General features: G+C 68.9%; 19 protein-coding genes. 10 read left to right on the top strand and 9 right to left on the bottom strand.

The window, feature by feature from the left end; translation table 11 throughout:
- Positions 1 to 108 precede the first annotated feature (108 nt).
- Positions 109 to 1,566: an NAD-dependent succinate-semialdehyde dehydrogenase gene (locus J9315_RS03650; RefSeq protein WP_198499543.1), complete on the bottom strand. Its 1,458-nt coding sequence runs from the start codon at positions 1,564 to 1,566 to the stop codon at positions 109 to 111.
- A 117-nt stretch (positions 1,567 to 1,683) separates the two neighbouring features.
- Entirely contained in the window at positions 1,684 to 2,376 is a 693-nt protein-coding gene (locus tag J9315_RS03655; protein WP_211978828.1) for a MerR family transcriptional regulator, read from the bottom strand.
- Between the two features lie 202 nt (positions 2,377 to 2,578).
- On the opposite strand from J9315_RS03655, the gene J9315_RS03660 reads away from it, so the two are divergent.
- On the top strand, positions 2,579 to 3,070 hold the full coding sequence (locus J9315_RS03660; RefSeq protein WP_211978829.1) for a DUF2306 domain-containing protein: 492 nt from the start codon (positions 2,579 to 2,581) through the stop codon (positions 3,068 to 3,070).
- A 102-nt stretch (positions 3,071 to 3,172) separates the two neighbouring features.
- Here J9315_RS03660 and J9315_RS03665 read toward each other — a convergent pair whose 3' ends face one another.
- Positions 3,173 to 3,493: a GNAT family N-acetyltransferase gene (locus J9315_RS03665; protein ID WP_211978830.1), complete on the bottom strand. Its 321-nt coding sequence runs from the start codon at positions 3,491 to 3,493 to the stop codon at positions 3,173 to 3,175.
- A gap of 158 nt (positions 3,494 to 3,651) precedes the next feature.
- Between J9315_RS03665 and J9315_RS03670 the strand changes: the two genes are divergently transcribed.
- Positions 3,652 to 4,239, top strand: coding sequence for a GNAT family N-acetyltransferase (locus J9315_RS03670; protein ID WP_211978831.1), 588 nt, complete (start codon positions 3,652 to 3,654; stop codon positions 4,237 to 4,239).
- Positions 4,240 to 4,368: 129 nt separating this feature from the next.
- On the opposite strand, the gene J9315_RS03675 is transcribed toward J9315_RS03670, so the two are convergent.
- Positions 4,369 to 5,496, bottom strand: coding sequence for an epoxide hydrolase family protein (locus J9315_RS03675; RefSeq protein WP_211978832.1), 1,128 nt, complete (start codon positions 5,494 to 5,496; stop codon positions 4,369 to 4,371).
- Positions 5,497 to 5,582: 86 nt separating this feature from the next.
- Between J9315_RS03675 and J9315_RS03680 the strand changes: the two genes are divergently transcribed.
- Positions 5,583 to 6,545 carry a YafY family protein gene (locus J9315_RS03680; RefSeq protein ID WP_211978833.1) on the top strand — a complete coding sequence of 321 codons (963 nt, stop codon included), beginning with the start codon at positions 5,583 to 5,585 and terminating at the stop codon, positions 6,543 to 6,545.
- Positions 6,546 to 6,689: 144 nt separating this feature from the next.
- Here the strand turns inward: J9315_RS03680 and J9315_RS03685 are convergent, their stop codons facing one another.
- The gene (locus J9315_RS03685; RefSeq protein WP_211978834.1) at positions 6,690 to 8,096 is read right to left on the bottom strand and encodes an SLC13 family permease; all 1,407 of its coding nucleotides are present in this window, start codon (positions 8,094 to 8,096) and stop codon (positions 6,690 to 6,692) included.
- Positions 8,097 to 8,251: 155 nt separating this feature from the next.
- Positions 8,252 to 9,295 (bottom strand): putative sulfate exporter family transporter, encoded by a 1,044-nt coding sequence (locus tag J9315_RS03690; protein ID WP_211978835.1) that lies wholly within the window; start codon positions 9,293 to 9,295, stop codon positions 8,252 to 8,254.
- A gap of 87 nt (positions 9,296 to 9,382) precedes the next feature.
- On the opposite strand from J9315_RS03690, the gene J9315_RS03695 reads away from it, so the two are divergent.
- The 5 genes from J9315_RS03695 (at position 9,383) to J9315_RS03715 (ending at position 15,162) form a co-directional block, all read left to right on the top strand.
- The gene (locus J9315_RS03695; RefSeq protein WP_211978836.1) at positions 9,383 to 10,297 is read left to right on the top strand and encodes a LysR family transcriptional regulator; all 915 of its coding nucleotides are present in this window, start codon (positions 9,383 to 9,385) and stop codon (positions 10,295 to 10,297) included.
- A gap of 174 nt (positions 10,298 to 10,471) precedes the next feature.
- Positions 10,472 to 11,740: a PLP-dependent aspartate aminotransferase family protein gene (locus J9315_RS03700; protein ID WP_211978837.1), complete on the top strand. Its 1,269-nt coding sequence runs from the start codon at positions 10,472 to 10,474 to the stop codon at positions 11,738 to 11,740.
- A gap of 136 nt (positions 11,741 to 11,876) precedes the next feature.
- Positions 11,877 to 12,635 carry an enoyl-CoA hydratase-related protein gene (locus tag J9315_RS03705; protein ID WP_198499534.1) on the top strand — a complete coding sequence of 253 codons (759 nt, stop codon included), beginning with the start codon at positions 11,877 to 11,879 and terminating at the stop codon, positions 12,633 to 12,635.
- Positions 12,636 to 12,722: 87 nt separating this feature from the next.
- Positions 12,723 to 14,360 (top strand): long-chain-fatty-acid--CoA ligase, encoded by a 1,638-nt coding sequence (locus tag J9315_RS03710; protein ID WP_198499533.1) that lies wholly within the window; start codon positions 12,723 to 12,725, stop codon positions 14,358 to 14,360.
- A 79-nt stretch (positions 14,361 to 14,439) separates the two neighbouring features.
- Positions 14,440 to 15,162: a YceI family protein gene (locus J9315_RS03715; protein WP_198499532.1), complete on the top strand. Its 723-nt coding sequence runs from the start codon at positions 14,440 to 14,442 to the stop codon at positions 15,160 to 15,162.
- A 46-nt stretch (positions 15,163 to 15,208) separates the two neighbouring features.
- Here J9315_RS03715 and chrA read toward each other — a convergent pair whose 3' ends face one another.
- Both chrA and J9315_RS03725 read right to left on the bottom strand, forming a co-directional pair.
- The gene (chrA, locus tag J9315_RS03720) at positions 15,209 to 16,519 is read right to left on the bottom strand and encodes a chromate efflux transporter (protein ID WP_198499531.1); all 1,311 of its coding nucleotides are present in this window, start codon (positions 16,517 to 16,519) and stop codon (positions 15,209 to 15,211) included.
- 153 nt (positions 16,520 to 16,672) lie between these two features.
- Complete coding sequence (locus J9315_RS03725; protein WP_198499530.1) at positions 16,673 to 17,536, bottom strand: hypothetical protein; 864 nt, start codon at positions 17,534 to 17,536, stop codon at positions 16,673 to 16,675.
- Between the two features lie 98 nt (positions 17,537 to 17,634).
- On the opposite strand from J9315_RS03725, the gene J9315_RS03730 reads away from it, so the two are divergent.
- Positions 17,635 to 18,609, top strand: a complete 975-nt coding sequence (locus tag J9315_RS03730; protein ID WP_211978838.1) for a 3-hydroxyacyl-CoA dehydrogenase NAD-binding domain-containing protein — start codon at positions 17,635 to 17,637, stop codon at positions 18,607 to 18,609.
- Positions 18,610 to 18,659: 50 nt separating this feature from the next.
- Here the strand turns inward: J9315_RS03730 and J9315_RS03735 are convergent, their stop codons facing one another.
- Complete coding sequence (locus J9315_RS03735) at positions 18,660 to 19,013, bottom strand: nuclear transport factor 2 family protein (protein ID WP_137824361.1); 354 nt, start codon at positions 19,011 to 19,013, stop codon at positions 18,660 to 18,662.
- A 236-nt stretch (positions 19,014 to 19,249) separates the two neighbouring features.
- Between J9315_RS03735 and J9315_RS03740 the strand changes: the two genes are divergently transcribed.
- Positions 19,250 to 20,632: an NAD-dependent succinate-semialdehyde dehydrogenase gene (locus tag J9315_RS03740; RefSeq protein ID WP_198499528.1), complete on the top strand. Its 1,383-nt coding sequence runs from the start codon at positions 19,250 to 19,252 to the stop codon at positions 20,630 to 20,632.
- The last annotated feature ends 173 nt before the right edge of the window (positions 20,633 to 20,805 follow it).

The raw sequence follows: 20,805 nt of genomic DNA on the forward strand, positions 1-20,805 counted from the left end.
TCTAGGGCGACCCCAGCCGAAATCACAGAGGCGGCCGACACGGGAAGTGCCGGCCGCCTCGGTGACGGTCCTTCGCACCGTCACGGGACCCCGGACGGTGCGATGCGCTCAGGAACGCGGAGTGGCGACGTACTTGAGCTCGAGGTACTCGTCGATGCCGACGCGGCCGCCCTCGCGACCGAGACCCGACATCTTCACGCCGCCGAAGGGTGCGGCCGGGTTCGAGACGAGACCGGTGTTGAGGCCGATCATGCCGACCTCGAGCTTCTCGGCCATGCTCAGGGCACGGTTGATGTTCTCGCTGAACAGGTAGCCGGCGAGGCCGTACTCGGTCTCATTGGCCAGCGCCACGGCCTGCTCGTCGGTGTCGAACGTGACGATCGGGGCGACAGGTCCGAAGATCTCCGTCGTGCGGATCTCCGCGTTCTCCGGAACGTTCGTGATGACCGTCGGATCGAAGAAGAAGCCGGGGCCGTCGATCTTCGCACCGCCGGAGATGACCGTGGCACCATTCGACACGGCGTCGTCGACGAGGGCGGCGACCTTGTCCAGGGACTCCTGGTCGACAAGCGGGCCCACCTCGGTGCCGTCCTCGAGGCCGTTGCCGACCTTCATCGACCCGATGCGCTCGGCGAGCTTCGTCGAGAACTCATCGGCGATCGAGGAGTGGACGAAGAGGCGGTTGGCGGCCGTGCAGGCCTCGCCGCCGTTGCGCATCTTCGCGAGCACCGCGCCTTCGACGGCCTTGTCGAGATCGGCGTCCTCGAGGACGACGAACGGGGCGTTGCCGCCGAGCTCCATCGAGGACTTCATGACATTGTCGGCGGCCTGCTTGAGCAGACCGATGCCGACCTCGGTCGACCCGGTGAAGGTGACCTTGCGGGCGATGCCGGACTCCATCCACGGGGTGACGACGCGACGCGCCGACTCCGAGGTGACGACGTTGAGGACGCCGTCGGGCAGACCGGCTTCCTTGAGGACGTCGACGAGCATGAGCGAGGTCAGCGGGGTGAGCTTCGCGGGCTTGAAGACCATCGTGCAGCCGGCGGCGATCGCCGGACCGATCTTGCGCGTGCCCATGGCCAGCGGGAAGTTCCACGGCGTGATGAGCACGCACGGTCCGACCGGCTCACGCGAGATCATCAGACGGTTCTTGCCGTCGGTCGAGAGCGTGAAGTCACCCGAGATGCGCACAGCCTCCTCGGAGAACCAGCGGAAGAACTCCGCGCCGTAGGCGACTTCGCCCTTCGACTCGGCGAACGGCTTGCCCATCTCGGCGGTCATGACGGCGGCGATGTCGTCGGAGCGCTCGATGAGGAGTTCGAAGGCGCGGCGCAGGATCTCGGCGCGCTCGCGCGGGGCGGTGGCCGCCCAATCAGCCTGCGCGTCGCCGGCTGCCTTGATGGCCGCCTCGGCGTCAGCGGCCGAACCGTCGGCCACGGTGGTGATGACGTCACCGGTCGCGGGATTGATGACGTCGATGGTCTTTCCGTCCTCGGCATCACGCCACTGTCCGTTGATGAACAGTCCGGTGTTGAGCTTGTCGATGATCGGCGTGATGTCCACGACTGATCCTCCCTTGGTTGTTGTCTCGAGACTTCCGGGCACGGGAGCGCCCGATGCCTCGTTCAGTGTACGGGTCGCCCACCGTGGAATCGATGCGGATTTCGCAGAGTGAGAGCGTCAGCCGCCCTGCCTCCGCGCCTGTGCGGACATCGCCGCATGGACGAGTCCGCTCATCGAGACGAGCAGGCGATTGTGGAGGGTGATGCCGCGGATGACCGCCAGGGCGATCTCGTCGCGGGTCAGGTCGTCGCTGATCGGCAGCGTATTGGTCCGGGCGATCTCCTCGAGCGCCCGCGCGTGGAGGAGCACGGTGTCGGCATCGACGGTGTATCCGGCAGCGGCGAGGTCGGCCAGCGCCGTGGCGACGGCGGTGCGCGAGGTGGGGGAGACGTCCGGCCAGTCGAGCGCGGCAAGAGCGCTGCGGACAGCGGCGTCGCTGTCGTCAGCGTCTCCCCGAGGCGGCTGCTCGGAGCTTGATCGAGTGTCGGAGACGGGTGGGTCAGCGGCGTCGGTTCCGACGGTGTCCGCGACGCCGGGGTGGTTGGCCGTGCGCTGGCAGAGACCCATGAGTTCGAGGTTGCTCACCGTCTCATCGTCGATCGCCGAGGTCAGGTCGGTGATCGCGGCCAGCGGGAGGTCGAGCTCGCGTCGCAGCCACGTGATCAGGGCGAGCCGGTGGACGTGGGCCTCGGTGTAGGTCGCCGTCGTCGCGTTGCGCTTGAGTCCGGGATTGAGCACGCCGAGGCGGAGGTAGTACTTGATGCTCGCCGGCGACACCTCGGTGCGTCGGGCGAGTTCGCTCAGCTTCATCGCGCTCCTTCGATATCCACGGCCGGAACTTCCCGGGCCGTCACGCCTGAGCCGTCATGCTCGAGTTGCGGGCCCGAGTTGCGGGCCCGGGCCGTCGAGGCGCGGAGAACCAGAGCCCCGGACAGCCGACGCCCTCGGATAGCTGAGAGCCCCGGCACTATCCACGTTGCCACACTTTGGATAGCGGCACTATCTTAAGTCCATGGACACGCTGCTCATCGCCATCCATGCCATTGCCGCCACGGGTGTCGTCCTGCTCGCACCGGTGCAGGTGCTGCGGCGACCGAAGGATCAGCGCCACAAGGCCATCGGCCGCTCGTGGGTCGTCCTCATGTACTTCGTGTGCGTGAGCGGGATGTTCATCTACTCGATCACCGGCGGGTTCACGTTCTTCCACGCCCTGGCGATCTTCACGTTCTTCACCACGACCCTCGGGGTCATCATGATCCGCCGCGGCCATGTCCGCACCCACGCGTTCAACATGATCGGCTCGTGGCTGGGCGCGGTCACAGCAGGGCTGTTCGCCGTCATCATCCCCACCCGGGAGATCCCCCGGCTCGTCGTCGCCGAGCCCCTGGTGTTCTGGACGATCCTCATGGGGGTCATCGTCGCCGCCACCCTCTGGGTCGCCTATGTGCTGCGCTTCGTCCCGGTGCGCCGTCCCGCCGAGGCGGTCGCGTCACCGGTTGCCTGAGCGCGGGACGGCGCGCCCGCAGGATGTGCGGGCCGCGGAGTTCCTCGCCCCGCACCTCGGGGCAACGCGGAGTCAGGTCGCCTCGACGAGAGCTGAACGAGCTTACGCGAGCGAAGCGTCGAACTCGTGGTTCTTCTCGAGGAAGCCCATGACGTACGAGCACGTCGTGCGGAACCGCAGGTCCGCCTCGGTGGTGGATTCGAGGGCGAACCGCACGAGCTTCGCGGCGATGCCCCGCCCGCCGTACGCGGGGTCGACGATCGTGTGGGTGAAGGTCCGCACGGTGGGCACCCCCGCCTCGGTGGCATCGGTGTCGACATAGTCCGCGGTGCCGATGACCGTGCCGTCATGGGTGACGGTGAAGCGCGACTGGTCGGGGTCATGGGCGATGGTGTAGGTCTCGCCGTCGATGTCGACGTCCATGGCTGCTCCTGCTCTCTGCGGTGGACCCCTCCGCGGGTGGGCCGCGGTGAGGGGAGGGCGCTGTGTCCTCAACCCGAGCCTACCGACTAACCTGGGAAGCGCAGTCGACACCCCGGCGATGCTCCCCGCTCGCCGCCGCAGCAAGGAGCAGTCCCCACATGACCTCGCAGACCCCGGCCACCCTCATCGATGGCTACGAGCTCATCCTCAGCGAATCGGGATTCACCGTCGGATTCCTCGGCGAGGCCGACATCGACGACTACGTCGCGCTCGTCGCCTCCGCCTACCGTGGGGAGGCCTCGAAACAGGGGTGGACGTCCGAAGCCGATCTCCTCAGCGGCCAGCGCCTCGACGCCGCGATGGCCAGGGAGATGCTCGCCGAGGCGGATTCGACGATGCTCCTCGTGCGCGCCCGCGACGGTCAGGCCGTCGGCAGCGTCTACCTGCGGCAGCCCGTCGACGGCGTCGCCTACCTCGGCGTGCTCGCGGTGTCCCCGCTCGGCCAGGGGCAGGGCGTCGGGTCCGCGCTCATCAACCTCGCCGAGGCGTGGGTGGCCGAACGCTGGGGTGCGACCGCGCTGCAGATGAGCGTCATCAACAAGCGCTGCGAACTCATCGCCTACTACGAGCGCCGCGGCTACGTCCGCACCGGTGAGACCGAGCCCTTCCCCTACGGCGACGAGCGCTTCGGGGTGCCCAAGGTCGACGATCTCGAATTCGTCGTCCTCGTCAAACAGCTGGGTTGAGGTGCTCCGCCGGTGAGTGTCGGTCACTCGGGAGTACGACAGCGGTGGCACCGACGGCTGCTCGTCGGCGAGCGAATGGATGGGAACCGCAGTATCGCTGCGGATGGCATCGTGACTTCTGCTCATCGCTCAGGTCAGGGATCCGATCGAGATCCGGATGTCCTCGGCGACGAGTTCGGGTTGCTCCCACGCGGCGAAGTGCCCTCCGCGCTCAGCATATGTCCAGTGGATGAGAGCATCGGTCTGCTCAACCAGCCGACGGACCGGGCGTCCGATGTCGTCCGGCATGACCAGGATGGCTGTGGGGGTCGTGGACGGCTCCAAAGGTTCAGCCCAGCTGGGAAATCCGTACTTGTAGTAGCGGGCCGAGGAGCCGGCCGTGCGGAAGAACCAGTAGATGCTGACCACTGTCAGCATCTCGTCGCGCGCGAGTGCCTCCTCGGGCGCGCTGCGGGCCCCCGACCAGTCTCGGTACCTTTCGATCAGCCACGACATCAAGCCGACAGGGGAGTCGGTCAGGGCATACGCGAGTGACTGTGGGCGGGTCGACTGGAGCATCGCGTATGCACCCACGTCGTAGGTGTAGCGAAGTCCATCGGCAACTGCACGGGCTTCTTCGGGGTCCGTCATGTCGGCCGTCTCCGCGGTGAGACTCTCGCCGCCGAGCAGCCCGGTGGTGTGGATCCCGGCAACATGGCCCGGGTGCCGCAGTCCCAGCTCCCGAGCAATCCCCGCCCCGGTGTCATAGCCGTGCACGAGGTAGCGATCGTAGCCCAGCCGGCCCATCACGCGAGCGAACGCATCGGCTGCCCGCACAAGAGTCCATCCCTCGACGGGTCCAGAGACTCCGAACCCCGGGATCGTAGGGATGACCACGTCGAACGGCTGTCCACCGCTCCGCGGTTCCGTCAGCAGCGGAATCATCCCAAGAAAGTCCGTCGGGCCGGTGGGCCACCCGTGGATCAGCAGCAGGGGTTTGGCCCCGGGGTGGGTCGAGCGGACGTGATGGAAATGAACACTGTGGTCGTCGACGAGAGTGGTGTACTGCGGGAAGGCGTTGATCCGAGATTCCTGTCGCCTCCAGTCGAAATCTCGTATCCAGTACTCGGTGAGGTCCCGGGCGTATGACAACGGCAAGCCGTCGGACCATCCGGCGTCCGAGCGCTCGTCGGGCCAGCGCGTCCTGCGCAGACGCTGACGCAGCTCCTCGAGTTCGGTGTCATCGATGTGGAGGGTGAAAGGCTGAATGTTTTCCATGGCCCTCACGTTAGGAATTCTTCCGGACATAATATGGCCGGAACAGGGCCGAAAGGCCGGTCGGTGATCCGTGAGGGAACGGTGACATGTCCACGATCAGTGTTCGGGTCCTCGAACTGCTTGCGCTGCTGCAGAACCGTCGCCACTGGGGTGGTGAGGAACTGGCGCGACGCCTGGAGGTGAGTCCTCGCACGCTGCGCCGCGACGTCCGAAGCCTGCAGGACCTCGGCTATCCGATCACCACAGTGCGCGGTACAGGCGGCGGCTACCAGCTCGCTCCCGGCGGGTCTCTTCCGCCCCTGGTGCTGGGCGAAGACGAAGCCGCGACAGTCGTCCTGGCCTTGAAGGACGCCGCTACCGGCGCTTACCCGGCAGACCCGTCCGCAGCCGTCACAGCGCTGGCCAAGATCGTGCAGGTTCTGCCCGCGAAGATCCGTCGACGAATTGACTCACTCCAGCATCTCGCTACTCTGCCAGGCCCGTTCGGACACGCGGCTGCCGTCGACACCGGCGTCCTGACTGCGTTGGCGCTGGCCGCACGCGACCATGAGGTCGTCGCTCTCGACTACACCGATGTCAGCGGGAATCGCACACATCGGACTGTCCAACCGCACGTCGTCGTCTCGCTGCATCAACGGCTCTATCTGGTTGCCTTCGACCTTATGGCCTCAGACTGGCGAACCTTGCGAATCGACCGAGCCGCTGACCCCGAACGAACAGGGCAGACGTTCGCGCCGCGGAAGTTGCCCACGGCCGACGCCGCTGAGTACGTCCGCCAGGGCATTGAGTCGGCGCGAACCGTGTACGAGGTGACTGCGAGCGCCGAGTGCTCCGCCGATGCTGCGCGGGAGCGACTCGGAGAATGGGGTGCGGCCGATCCCATCGATGCCGAGAACTGTATCGTTCGCATCTCTGTCAGCAACCTGGATTGGGCCAACTTCGCGCTCGCCGCGCTCGATGTGCCGTTCATCGTTCACTCCCCGGAAGAGGCCATCGACCACGCGGCTGCGTGGGGAGCCAGGCTGACCCGGGCCGCCAACCGACGATGACGCCGTGCCGCGTGCCCACTACTGCGCCCACTCGGGAAACGAACTGCCTGCCGGCACCGTTGTCGCGGAAGCACGACGTGAACCGCAGGGACCATCGTCGCCGGTTGATACGGGTGAATTCCGCGACCGGCGAATTTCAGCCGGTCAGAACATCATCGCCGGCACGACGAGACCGCCGACGAGGACGATGGGCCCGATGATGACCATCGACATGCCGAACTTGACGAGGATCGCCGTCAGCCGCTGCTTCTGATCACCCGGTGCCGTCGCGACGACCGTGGCCCCGAGGGTCGAGAACGGTGAGACGTCGACGACCGCCGAGCAGATGCCGAGCGCTGCGATGAGCGCCCAGCCCGGCACCCCGCCGGCCTCGATGAGCGGCAGGGCGAGGGGGACGAGGGCGGCGAGGATGCCCGTCGTCGACGCGAACGCCGAGACGAGACCGCCGACGACGCAGAGGACGAACGCGGCGATGAGCGGGGAGCCGATCGCCTCGGCGCCCTCACCGAGGAGGTCGACGGCGCCCATCGTCTGGAGCACCCCGACGAAGGTGATGATGCCGCCGACGAGGAGCACCGTCGACCAGTCGATCTTCGGGATCGCCGCCTTGCCGGTGGCCGGATCGACGAGTGCGAGGATCGCCCCGAAGAGGAAGCACAGCAGCCCGATGTCCGGCTCCTGACCGAGGGCTGCGAGGACGACGACGGTGCCGATGAGGGCGACCATGAGCACGACCGTGAGGATCTGCACGCCCGTGAATGGCTCCGATGTCGTGGAGCCCGCCGAGGCGGTCGAGGAGTCGAAGAGCGCTTCGTCCTCGTCGTCCTCCCCGAAGGCGACCTTCGTCGCCGAGGCCCCACCGCGGGAGATCCGCGCGGCAGTGCCGGTCGCCTGTGCCGAGGCGGTGCCCGAGTCGGCCGCGGCCGCGCCGGCTCCGGCGGCCGCGGACTTCCGGGAGAAGAGGGAACGGCCGAACATGACGTAGGCGACGGTGAGCATGAGCAGGTAGACGACGACGGCGATGAGGAAGAGGAGGAACGGGTTGAGCCCGATGCCCGCACCTTCGGCGGTGCTGTAGGTGACGATGCCGTAGAGGCTCGTCGGGGCGAATCCGCCGGCGCCGATCGCGAAGCAGATCGCCAGGCCCATGAGCGCGTAGTCGACGTGGTACTTGCGGGCCACCTGCATGCCCACCGGCATCATGACGAGTCCGGCCAGGGGCGCGCCCATCGACGCGATGCCGGCGGTGATGACGAAGAAGACGACGGGCAGGAGCACCGCCGATGACCCCACCTTCTCCAGCGCCCAGTCGATGATCTTGTCGACGGTGCCGTTCTCCTGGGCGATCGCGAAGAAGTACGTCACCCCGGCGAGGAGGACCATGATCGAGAGCGGGAACTCGGCGATGATGTCCTCGACGGTCATGTCCGTGAGCAGCAGTCCGGTGCCGGCGGCGCCGACGAGCATGAGCACGCCGATGTGGACGCCGCGGATCGCTCCGACGGCGAAGAGTGCGATGAAGATGCCTAATGCGATGAGCTGAGCAAGCATGTCGTCCTCGAGGTAGCTGAGCAGTCTCTGTGGGCAATCGGGTGATCTGCTGTGAGACTACCAGCCGGTACGGACGCAGGGATGGAGCGCCGAGGTGGAACGCGCGAACTTCCCGACTATCGGCACAGCCGGTCGGGAAGTCAGGCGGCCTCGACTCAGGTCAGGAGGAGCGCACCGCCGAGGGCGACGAGGGCGACGACGACCGTCGTGATCGTGGCCAGGGCGATCGGGCCGCCGCCGAGGCTCTTGAGCGCGCGCCACTGCACACCGCGGCCGAGGGCGAACATCGCCATCGACAGGCACACCGTCTGCAGCCACCCCAGGCCGGTGACGGCGACCTCGGGGAGGAGCCCGAAGGTGCGCAGCGCGGCCATCGCGAGGAACCCGAGGACGAAGAGGGGAACGATCGGCGGGCGCTTGCCGGCCGGCGCGGGAACGACAGTGTTCTCCGCGTCCGCGGGGCCCGCCTCGGCGGTCGAGGCCCTCACCTTCGCCTCCGACCGGCGCATCGCGAGCTCGAGGACCGCGACGGTCGGGGCGAGCATGATGACGCGGGCGAGCTTGACGAGCACGGCCACCTCGAGGGCGGCAGGGCCGATGATCCCGCCGATCGCGACGACCTGGGCGACCTCATGGGTCGAGGCGCCCGCCCACATGCCCGCGGTCACCGCAGGCAGGCCGAGGGCGCCGCTGGCCAGGGGGATCGCGGCGATCATCACGGTGCCGAAGAGGACGACGAGGCCGATCGCGGCGGCGACGTCCTCCTTCTTCGCCTTCATCGTCGATTCGATGCCGGCGACGGCCGCGGCCCCGCAGATGCCGAAGCCGCAGCCGATGAGGAGTGCGAGGTCGCCGTCGACGCGGGTGGCGCGGGCGAGTCCGACGCTCGTGACGATGCCGACGGCGACGACGACGGCGGCGAGGACGAGGACGGGCCAGCCGAGATCGAGGATGTCCCCGAAGACGACCTGCGCGCCGAGGGCGACGATGCCCAGGCGCAACAGCGGCTTGGCGGCGAAGTCGAGTCCCGGCTTGAGGGAGTCGGGGAGATTCGGGGCGACGTTGCCGAGGATGACACCGAGGATGATCGCGACGAGCAGCGGGGAGATGACGGGGGCGAGGGTCGAGATCGGCCACGCGATCGCGGCGGCTGCCGCAGCGAGGCCGAGACCGGGGAGGAGTCGGCGGACTGTGTTCATGGACTCCAGTCTTCCCCGCGGCCGGGAGGTCCGGTAGACGGTGATTTCGCGTCGACCCATATCGAATTGATATGCCATGATGGCGGTATGCGCGATGTGTCGGATATGCAGCGGTGGCCGGAGCTGCGGGCCCTCGGGCTGCTCGTCGCCCTGAGCGGGGGCGCGCAGTCGATCGGTCAGGCCGCCGAGGCGGTCGGCATCGCCCAGCCCAACGCCTCCCGCAGCCTCACCGGCCTCGAACGCGAACTCGGAGTCCCCCTCCTCACGCGCTCGCCGCGCGGCACCGAACTCACCGCCGAGGGCCAGGCCGTGGCCGAATGGGCCGCGCAGGTCATCGACGCCTACAGTGCCCTCAACGCCGGCACCCGCGCCATCCAGGAGGCGCGGGCGGGGAACGTGCGCGTCTGCGCGTCCCTGACCGTCGCCGAATACCTCCTGCCGAGCTATCTCGCGACCTTCACCTCGGCGCATCCGGGCATCGACGTCGGCCTCGGGGTCGAGAACTCCGCGGCCGTCGTCGCCGAGGTCCGCGCGCAGCGCTGCGACATCGGCCTTGTCGAATCCGTGTCCCTGCCGCCGGGGTTCCCCGCCGCCGTCATCGGCCACGACCGCCTGATGATCGCCGCCGCCCCGTCCTATGGGCAGACGTGGACGGAGCCGATCACCGCCGAGGCGCTCGCCGGGATCCCTCTCCTCGTCCGTGAGGTCGGGTCGGGAACGCGGGAGGTCATCGACACCGCGCTCGCCGAGTTCGGCGGGGCGACGATCGCCGGGGAGTACCGGTCGAACTCGGCGTTGAGGGTCGCCGCAGCCACGGGCGTCGCACCCGTCGTCCTCTCCGATCTCGCCCTGCGCGACGACTTCCGGGCGATGCGACTGGCCCCGCTGCCGGTCGCCGACGACGTCGACCTCGACCGGGCCCTCCATGCGCTGTGGTCGCCGAAGCGCAGGCTGTCGCAGGGGGCGCGGGCGCTTCTCGACCATATGATCGCCGCACAGTAGTCGGTCGCGGCACAGTAGGCAGTCGCGCAGGGCAGGCCGTGCCGCAGACGACTGAGCCGTGCCGGACCGGCCGCGGTGGACTGAGCCGCGGCGGACTGGCTCGCACAGGCTTGGGCTGACCGCGCGGGCGAGACGTCAAAGCGGCGCGGCCTCCGCTCTGCCTATATTGAGGCCATGACGACTCGTGACCCCGCACGCCCGACCCCTGCCTTCGCACCCGAGACCGTCCTCGTCGAGGCGGCCCGACCGCCGCGCGCGACCGGCGCCTCGGTCAACCCGCCGATCGAACTGTCCTCGACATTCATCGGCACCACCGAGGTGAATGACTCCGCGTACGCCTACGGACGGTTCGCGACTCCCGCCTGGACACCGTTCGAGGCCGCGCTCGGCGAACTCGAACACTCGGCGCTGCCGGCACTCGTCTTCGGATCGGGGCTCGCCGCGATCGCCGCGGTGCTCGCCCTCGTGCCCCGCGGCGGCACCCTCGTCATGCCCACGCACGCCTACCAGGGATCGCTCCAATCGGCACAGGAGCTCTCCGCGCGCGCCGGATTCTCCGTCGTCAGCGTCGACATCGCCGACACCGACGCCGTCGTCGCCGCTCTCGACGACATTGTCACGGACGATGCCTCTGCCGGGAACGACGCCGGGGACGTCGCCGCCGGGGACAACGCCGGGGGCGAGAAATCTGACCCCGGCACCGCCTCGGCGCTGCTGTGGATCGAATCCCCGACGAACCCGATGCTCGAGGTCGCCGACATGCCCGCCCTCATCGCCGCCGCACGTGAGCGCGGCATCCGCGTCGCCGTCGACAACACCTTCGCCACGCCCCTGCTCCAGACGCCGCTCGACCTCGGCGCCGACATTGTCGTCCACTCGGTGACGAAGTACCTCGCCGGACACTCCGACGTCGTCCTCGGCGCCGTGATCACCGGCGACCCGGCACTCCGGGAGCTGCTGCTGACCGAGCGGTCGATGCGCGGGGCGATCGCCGGGCCCTTCGAGGTGTGGCTGGCATTGCGCGGGATGCGCACGCTGTCGGTCCGGCTCGAGCGCGCGCAGGACAATGCCCAGATCCTCTCCGAGCGCCTGAGCCGCCGTGCCGGTGTCGCCGAGGTCCGCTACCCGGGACTGCCCGCCGACCCCGGTCACGCACGGGCGAGCGCACAGATGGCCGGGTTCGGCGCGATCGTCGCCTTCACCGTCGACACAGCGGAGCAGGCCACCGCGATCGCCGAGGCGGTCCGGCTGTGGACGCCGGCGACCTCGCTCGGCGGGGTCGAGTCCCTCATCGAACGCCGGCGCCGCCATGCCTCGGAGCCGACCTCGGTGCCCGAAGGCCTGCTGCGCCTGAGCGTCGGCATCGAACACGTCGACGACCTCTGGGCCGACCTCGACGCCGCGATCACCGCGGCCACGGGGGAGACCGGAGACGGCGTGTGAGCGGCGACCCTCGTGTGAGGTGACCCGCCCGTGACTCGAGAATTCCTCCTCGCGTTGCAGAAGTGTGACCCACGACAACTTAACGTGCGTTAAGCTTGGCGCAGGGAAACCCATCTCCGTCAGCGAAGGAGCCGTCTTGAGCTCAAGTGTCCTCGTCGATCACCGTGACGGTGTCGCGACCATCGCGATCAACCGCCCCGACACCCTCAACGCGCTCAATGCCGAAGCGTTCCGCCGCCTCGGGGAGGCCATCGCCGAGGCGGCGGCCGATGCCCGCGTCATCATCCTCACCGGCAGTGACCGATCCTTCAGCTCGGGTGCTGACCTCCAGAGCGGCAACGACGACGTCACCCTCGATCTCGACGAGGCCAACGCGATCATCCGCGCGCTCATCGATGTGCCCGTTCCCACCATCGCCGCGGTGTCTGGGCCGGCCGCCGGGATCGGCTGCTCGCTGGCGCTGGCCTGCGACTACGTCGTGATGAGCGAGGACTCCTACCTCATGCTCGCCTTCGCGAAGATCGGCCTCATGCCCGACGGCGGGGCCACCGCCCTCGTCGCCGCCTCGGCGGGTCGCCACCGCGCGATGAAGATGGCGCTGACGGCCGAGAAGGTGTGGGCACCGGAGGCCCTCAACTGGGGACTGGCGAGCGAGGTCGTGCCCGCCGGGGAGCAGCTCACCCGCGCCCGTGCACTCGGCACCGCCTGGGCCCAGGGCGCACCGCTGGCCTTCTCCCGCTCGAAGTCGGCGATCAACGAAGCGAGCCTGACCTCCCTCGACGACGCCTTCAGCCGGGAATCGGCCGATCAGACCTACCTGCGCGGCACCCGCGACTTCGCCGAGGGGGTGTCGGCCTTCATCGAGAAACGCGTCCCCCGCTTCGTCGGCCGGTGACGCCGACTCGCCGCGGCACCCGCCCCCGCCTCGGCGAGCTCACCCGCACCACAAGCCCCACCACGAGTGAACGAACAAAGGAGTCTCATGCTCACTGGCATCCCGTCGACCCTCGGCGACAGCTACCAGCTCAACACCACGTCGATGATCAGGCACGCGGCCACGGTCTTCGGCGAACAGGAGGTCGTCTACCGCAACTCGGACGGATCGTGGGGACGATCGAACTACGCCGACGAGTTCAAGCGGATGGCGCAGCTCGCCCACGGCCTCACCGAACTCGGCGTCGGTGCCGGTTCGATGGTCGGCGTCCTCGACTGGAACTCCCGCCGCCACTTCGAGCTCTACTTCGCCGTCCCCGGACTCGCGGCCACGATGCTCCAGCTCAACCTCCGGCTCGCCCCCGAGGACCTCGCCTACGTCGTCAGCCACTCGAAGTCCGACTGGATCTTCGTCGACGAATCCCTCCTGCCCGTCGCCGAGGCGCTCGCCCCGAAGCTCGACGTCAAGGGCTGGGTGGTCATGACCGACAAGCCTGCCGATGAGATCGAGACGACGCTGGAGAACGTCGTCTTCTACGAGGACCTCATCAAGGACAAGCCCGACACCTACGACTGGCCAGTCGTCGATGAGAAGACCGCCGCCTACGCCGGCTACACGACCGGCACCACGGGCAGGCCCAAGGGCGTCTACTACTCGCACCGGTCGATCTACCTCCACACGATGGGCGGCCTCGCGGCGCTGGGCGCTTCGTTCGACGACACGATCATGCCGATCACCCCGATGTTCCACGTTCTGTCCTGGGGATTCCCGCAGAACGCCGTCGCCGCCGGGGCCAAACTCGTCCTGCCCGGCAAGTTCGCCGCCGAGGAGTTCGGGGCGATCGCCAAGGCGTTCATCGCCGAGAAGGTCACGCTCGCCAACGGCGCACCGGCGATCTTCGCGCCGATGCTCGCGATGATGAAGGACATGCCGCAGCCGCCTGATCTCAGCGGTGTGCGCCTCGTCTCCGGCTCCTCCGAGCCGCCGCTGTCGATGATGCGCGGGTTCAAGGAGATCACCGGGGCCGATGTCATCCACGGCTACGGGGCGACGGAGACGACGCCGCTGGCGACGACGAACTGGCACATCAAACCCGGACTCGACATGGACGAGGAGGAGCGCTGGGACTTCAAGCGCTACCAGGGTCTGCCGGTCATCGGCGTCGAGGTCAAGGTCGTCGACCCCACCGGTGAGGAGCTGCCCCGCGACGGCAAGTCGATGGGCGAGGTCCTCATGCGCGGCCCGTGGATCACCGAGTCCTACTTCCAGCTGCCGGACAACTCCGAGCGCTTCCTCGACGGCTGGTGGCGCTCGGGCGACGTCGGGGTCATCTTCCCCAACGGCTACCTCAAGCTCACCGACCGTCTCAAGGACGTCATCAAGTCCGGCGGCGAGTGGATCTCCTCGATCGACATGGAGAACGCGATCCTCGACAGCCCGAGCGTCAAGGAGGCCGCCGTCATCGGCGTCCCGGACGAGAAATGGCAGGAGCGGCCCGTCGCCTACGTCGTCGCCGAGGACGGCGCCGAGGTGACCCGGGAGACGATCGTCGAGGTCCTCGGCGACAGGTTCGCGAAGTGGCAGCTGCCCGACGAGATCATCGTCACCGACGAACTGCCGCGCACCTCGGTGGGCAAGCTCGACAAGAAGCTCCTGCGCAAGACCTGGGAGGACGCCGAGGCCTGATCCGCTCCCAGGGACTGTCCAGTCCCTCTCCAGGTGAAGGGCCTGGTCGAGCTGTAGTTGAAGTTTGTACGGTGACAGTATGACGAACTCAACTGCAGCTCGCCGGCCCTTCTACTCCCGTCCGCTCGTGTGGATCATCGCTCTCATCGCCATCGCTGTGCTCGTCGCGGGCGCGCTGGTCGGCACGAAGCTCTACACCTCATCACAGAACACCGCGGCTCCCACGGAGTTCGCCAACGAGGACATCGCCTCAGGCTCAGGAGGCGCCGACGGTGCGGCAGGGAGCATCGCCGGGCAGTGGACGATCGGGGAGGGATCGGAGGCCGGATACCGGGTCGACGAGGTCCTCAACGGCGAGGACGTCACCGTCGTCGGTCGCACTCCCGACGTCACGGGCGACATCACGATCGACGGCAGCGAGCTCACGGCCGGGACGGTGAGCGTCGATCTGCGGACCGTGACGACCGACAGCTCCCGGCGCGACAACTACTTCTCCGGGCAGGCCATCGATACGAATGCGAACCCGGAGGCGACGTTCACCGCGACCGGACCGGTCGATCTCACAGCGCTGAGCGACTCCGGCAGCGCCGAGATCGACATCCCGGGCACCCTCGAGATCAACGGGCAGACCCAGGAGGCGACGGCGCAGACGACGGCGACCCGCGCCGACACCGGCCTCTCCGTCGTCGGTGCGATCGACGTGACCTGGCAGGACTACGGAGTGGAACCGCCGAACCTCGGCTTCGTCTCCGTCGAGGATGCCGGCGTCGTCGAATTCTCCCTCGCGCTCACCCAGGGCTGAGGCCCGAATCCCGCCCCCGATCCCAGCCGATCGGGGGCGAGTGCGCTCAGAGCGCGATCGCGCCGATCGCCGCGGCGATGAGGACGACGGCCCAGGCCGGCAGGTTCCAGCGGGTCAGGGCGATGAACGCGGCGAGTGCGATCGCCAGCGTCGCCGGGCTGGTGATGCCCTCGACGAACACCGGGTCGAAGAGTGCGGCGCCGAGGAGGCCGACGACGGCGGCGTTGACCCCGAGCAGGGCGCGGCGGGCGTGGACCGAGCCGTGGAGGCTCTGCCAGAACGGCAGGGCCCCGACGGTGAGCAGCCCGGCGGGGAGGAAGATCGCGAGCAGCGCGATCGTCGCACCGAGGAGGCCCGTCGGCTCCGTCGTCATCGACGCTCCGAGGAAGGCCGCGAAGGTGAAGAGCGGTCCGGGCACCGCCTGCGCCGCACCGTAGCCGGCGAGGAAGGTCTCACTGTCGACGAGGCCGGCCCGCACCGTCTCCGCATCGAGCAGCGGCAGGACGACATGGCCTCCGCCGAAGACGAGCGAACCGGCGCGGTAGAAGATGTCGGTCAGCCGCAGCGTCGGATCACCGGTGAGCGCCGTCGCGATCGGCAGGAGGACGAGGAGGGCCGCGAAGACGAGGAGAGCGGCGGCTCCGACCCTCTTCGACACGGAGACCCGGAACCCCGTCGGCGCGCTCGCCTCCGACTCCGCTGACCGGCCCGACTCGGTCCCGTCCGAGGACTCTGTCTCCTCCGCGGAGGCCGACGTCTCCTCCGCGGCCGCGGCGGCCGCCTCGGCGCGGATTGTCGCCTCCTCCGGTCGCAGCCAGGTGAGGCCGAGACCGGCTCCGACGATGATCGCGAGCACCTGCACGATGGGGAAGGGGATGAGGAGGACGATGACCGCGGCGAGGCCGGCGATCGTCGCGCGTTTGGCATCCGGGGCCAGCGACTTCCCCATCCCGAGGACGGCGCCGGCGACGATGGCGACGGCAGCGGCCTTGACGCCGTCGAGCCATCCAGTGCCGAGCGCGTCCCCGAACGCGTCGAATCCGTAGGCGAAGGCGACGAGCACGATCGCCGAGGGCATGGTGAACGCGAACCACGCCGCGAGCAGGCCGCCGAACCCGGCGCGCTGCAGACCGATGGCCATGCCGACCTGCGATGATGCCGGCCCGGGAAGAAACTGGCAGAGCGCGACGACATCGGCGTAGGCGGAGTCGGTCAGCCACCGGCGGCGGACGACGAAGGTCTCGCGGAAGTAGCCGAGGTGCGCGACGGGGCCGCCGAAGGAGGTGAGACCGAGGCGCAGGAAGACGCGGAAGACCTCGCCCACCGTGCCCGGGTGCCGCGTGACCGTTGTGCTCATCCGCTCTCCTCGTTCATCGACTCGCGCACCGACCGCCGTGTGCGGGCCGCGCCCGCGGCCCAGTCAACGGCGTGAACATGACGGACAGGTGAACTCGGCCCCGAGAGCGTCGAGACCCGGGAGCGTCGTGCCGCGGACGAGACCGCCCCCGGCTCACGGATGGTGGAGGAGGTATGTGCCGCCCTTGAGGCACGTGTCGAGGACCCAGCCGTCGGCGACGAGGGCGGTGAGCGACTCGCGCAGGGCCAAGCGCCACCTTGTCGCGAGTTCGGGGTCGTGGCGGCGGAGGTTCTCGATGTCGGAGGGGAAGTCGAGGGAGACGACGGCGGCCTCCCGCGGCACCTCGGCGACGAGCGGGGCACCCGACTCGTCGGCGCGCAGGCACGCGAACGCGGCGTCGGCGGAGACCGCGGGCACCCGGGCCGGCCGGTCGAGCGGCCACGACACCATCATCCGGTCGCTGGCCTGACCGGCGTTGACGCCGTCGCGCATCTGCCCGTAGAAGTCCTCGAGGTATTCGACCATGCTCACGCCGAGGCGCTGGAAGTTGAAGTACGCGTTGCGGGCGATGAGCGGATCGAACGTCCACGTCATCTCCGTGATCCCCAGCCGCAGACACCACAGCCGCTGGTGGAGCTTCATCGCCGATCCCGCGCCGTGCCCGATGTGCTCGTGCCGAACCCCGGCGATGTGGGAGTGCATGACGGTGCCGAGCGGCTGGCCGAAGAATCCGATCGTCACCCCGATCATCTCCGCAGGGTCGTCACGGCTGTACGCCGCCGAGACGTAGTTGCCGGCATGGGCGAAGGCGACGATGAGCCCGGGTTCGAGGACGTTCGTGCCGGTCTGGTCGACGTTCCACACCTCGTCGAGGAGCAGTGAGGCCTCGGCCGCCTCGGCGGCGGTGTGGAGTTCCCGGACCTCGACGTTCGCCATCTCGGCGGCGGCCGCGAACTCGTCCTCGGCCACAGCCAGGGTCTCGGAGTCGACGGGTCTGAGTCCGGGGTGCGCTGCCATGGTGTCATTGTGCCACTGAACGCCCCGGTGAGAGCCGTCACGGGCGAAGATTTTCGTCGCTCTCAAGGGCCCCTGCCGTGCCGGTATAGCCTGGGTGCATGTCGTTCACAGTCGCCGTCATCGGGGCCGGCACCATCGGCCGCTCCTTCGCCCGTCTCTTCGCCGGTTCGGGATACGACGTCGCCGTCGTCGATCCCCGGGACGACCTCGCCGAGGTAGTCGCAGGCATCCGTGCCGACGTTCGCACCGATGCCGCCGCCCGTGCCGCAGCCGTGGAGGAGCGCGACCCCGACCTCGTCGGCTCGGACCTCGACGAGACGGCCGCGCGGGCACGGACCGGCACCGTCGACCTCGCGGACTCGCTCGAGGAGGCGGTCGCCTCGGCGGGATTCGTCCAGGAGTCCGGCCCCGAGGACCCGGACGAGAAGCCCCGGCTCTTCGCCCGGATCGCCGCGGCGGCACCGGCTGGGGCGGTGCTCGCGACCTCGTCGTCGACGATCCCCGCCTCCCACCTCGTCGGTGCCCTGCCCGCCGAGGCGGCCGCCCGGGTCATCGTCGGCCACCCGTTCAACCCGCCGCACCTCATGCCGCTCGTCGAAGTCGTCCCCTCCCCGGTCACGAGCTCCGAGACGCTCACCCGCGCCGTCGAGTTCTACCGCAGCTGCGGACGCGAACCCGTCGTCCTCGCCCGCGAGGTCCGCGGATTCGTCGGCAATCGCCTGCAGAACGCGCTGCTCAAGGAGGCGATCGCGCTCGTCGAGAACGGGGTCGTCACCGCCGCCGACCTCGATGCGGTGATGCGGAACTCACTGGGCCTGCGGTGGGCGGCCGTCGGCCAGTTCGAGGGCATGCACCACGGCGGGGGAGAGGCCGGGATCCGCGGGTTCATGCACCACATCGGCCCGGCGTTCGCCGCGATCGACGACCTGCCGCTCGACCTCGGCGATGAGGCGATGGAGACGGTGTTCGCGCAGGTCGAGGACGCCTATGGGGCGACGCCGAGTCCGGCCGCGGCTGCCGAGCGCGACCGGATCCAGCGCGCCGTGCTCAGAGCGCGCGGGCAGGCGCAGTAGCGCGCGGGCACGCGCAGCAGTGCGGGGTCACGCCCAGCCCTGAGACCAGCTCAGACGGCGCCGACGTAGAAGTACGAGGTGCGGGTGCTGATGAGGCCCTCGGCGTCGAAGCGGAAGAAGTCGGCGAAGCCCACCGTCGTCTCCGAGCCGTCCTTGAGACGACCGGCGAAGGTGCCGCGGCTGGCGGCGGCCTCACCGTCGACGAGGATCTCGGCGAGTTCGTGGGCACCGGATTCGATGACGCGCTCGCCGAGGTAGAAGTCCGTGATCTGCTGCCCGACCATCGTCGGGTAGCCGGGACGGTCGTAGGTGGCGTCGGCGGCGAAGAGCGCGGCGGTGGCCACGGGATCCCCGGCGTCGACGGTCGTGTAGTAGCGCTTGACGAGATCTGTGACTGAGGTCATAGCGCCAACTTAGCAGTCGCCGCCGGTGCCCGGGGGTCGAGGCATCGATCCCCGGGCATCCGCGGGCGAGCGAGGCGAGCATGCCGGCACGAGCAAGCATCCAGGGAATTCGGTGGGAAGGGGAATTGCCGCGGACCCGGATCGGCCATAGCGTGGGACGTACACGCGGTGACCACCTCGGCGAGGGCCTGCGGTCACCGACGATTCCCGGCATCGAAGCAGAGAAGAGGTCCATCATGTCCACCCTGTATCGCGTCACCAACCCCGCCACCGGCGACGTCGTCGAGGAGTTCCCGACGGCCACGGACGCGGAGATCATGGCCGCCATCGACCGGTCGGCGACGACGTTCACCGAGTGGAGCCAGACCCCGGTCGCCGAACGCGCGGCCCTGCTCACGCGGGTCGCGGAGATCTACGCCGCACGCGCCGAAGAGCTCGCCGAGGTCATCAGGCTCGAGATGGGCAAGTCCGTGCCCGAGGGCAAGGGCGAGGTCGCGCTGAGCTCGGCGATCTACCGCTACTTCGCCGACAACGCCGAGGCGTTCCTCGCCGATGAGCCGCTGCGCGGTCCCGAGGACGGCACCGCATGGATCCGCCGCAAGCCCGTCGGCTCGCTGCTCGGCATCATGCCGTGGAACTTCCCGTACTACCAGGTCGCCCGCTTCGCCGCCCCGAACCTCGCGCTCGGCAACACGATCCTGCTCAAGCATGCCCCGCAGTGCCCGCGGTCGGCGGCGATCATGGAGGAGATCTTCACCGAGGCGGGTCTGCCCGAGGGCGCGTACATCAACATCTACGCGAGCAACGAGCAGGTCGCCGACCTCATCCTCCCCGACCCCCGCAACCAGGGCGTGTCCCTGACCGGATCCGAACGTGCCGGAGCCGCCGTCGCCGCGGAGGCGGGCAAGAACCTCAAGAAGGTCGTCCTCGAACTGGGCGGCTCCGACCCGTACATCCTCCTCGACACCGAGGATGTCGCGAAGAGCGCGAAGACGTTCTTCAACACCCGGATGGGCAACACCGGCCAGGCCTGCAACTCGCCCAAGCGGATGATCGTCATGGACGACGTCTACGACGAGTTCCTCGAATCGATCACCGCCGCCGCGAAGAAGGCCACCCCCGAGGTTCCCGGGGAGGAGGGCTCGCGCCTGTCTCCGCTGTCCTCGGTCGCCGCCGCCGACCGCTTCGTCGAACAGGTGCAGGACACCGTGAGCCAGGGCGCGACCCTGCTCGCCGGCGGGAAGAAGTACGAGGGCGGAGGCGCCTACGTCGAACCCGTCGTCCTCGCCGACGTCGAGAAGGGCATGCGCGGCTACTACGAGGAGCTCTTCGGCCCCGCCGTCATCGTCTACAAGGTGAGCAGTGAGGACGAGGCCGTCGAACTCGCCAACGACACCCCCTTCGGCCTCGGGGCCGCCGTGTTCTCCGGCGACGTCGAGCGCGCCGAGCGCGTCGGCGCGCAGATCGACTCGGGCATGGTCTTCATCAATGCGCCCGAGGGCTCACGCGAGTACCTGCCCTTCGGCGGCGTCAAGCGCTCCGGCGTCGGGCGTGAGCTCGGCCCGCTGGCGATGGACGAGTTCGTCAACAAGCAGCTCGTGTTCAAGAGCGACAAGTGAGGGCCGAGGACTCAGCACGGCGGGAGGGCGTGAGCGCTCGCCGCCGCTGAGTCCGACCCGGCGCAGAAGGCGTCGTCCGCATCCGCGGACGGCGCCTTCGCCGTGTGCGGGTCCCCGCAGGCGGTGACGGCGCTCACTGTATCCTGAAGTGATACACAGCACTTTCCCAGCAG

The sequence above is a fragment of the Brevibacterium sp. W7.2 genome (genome assembly GCF_018137945.1).
Taxonomy (GTDB): Bacteria; Actinomycetota; Actinomycetes; order Actinomycetales; family Brevibacteriaceae; genus Brevibacterium; species Brevibacterium sanguinis.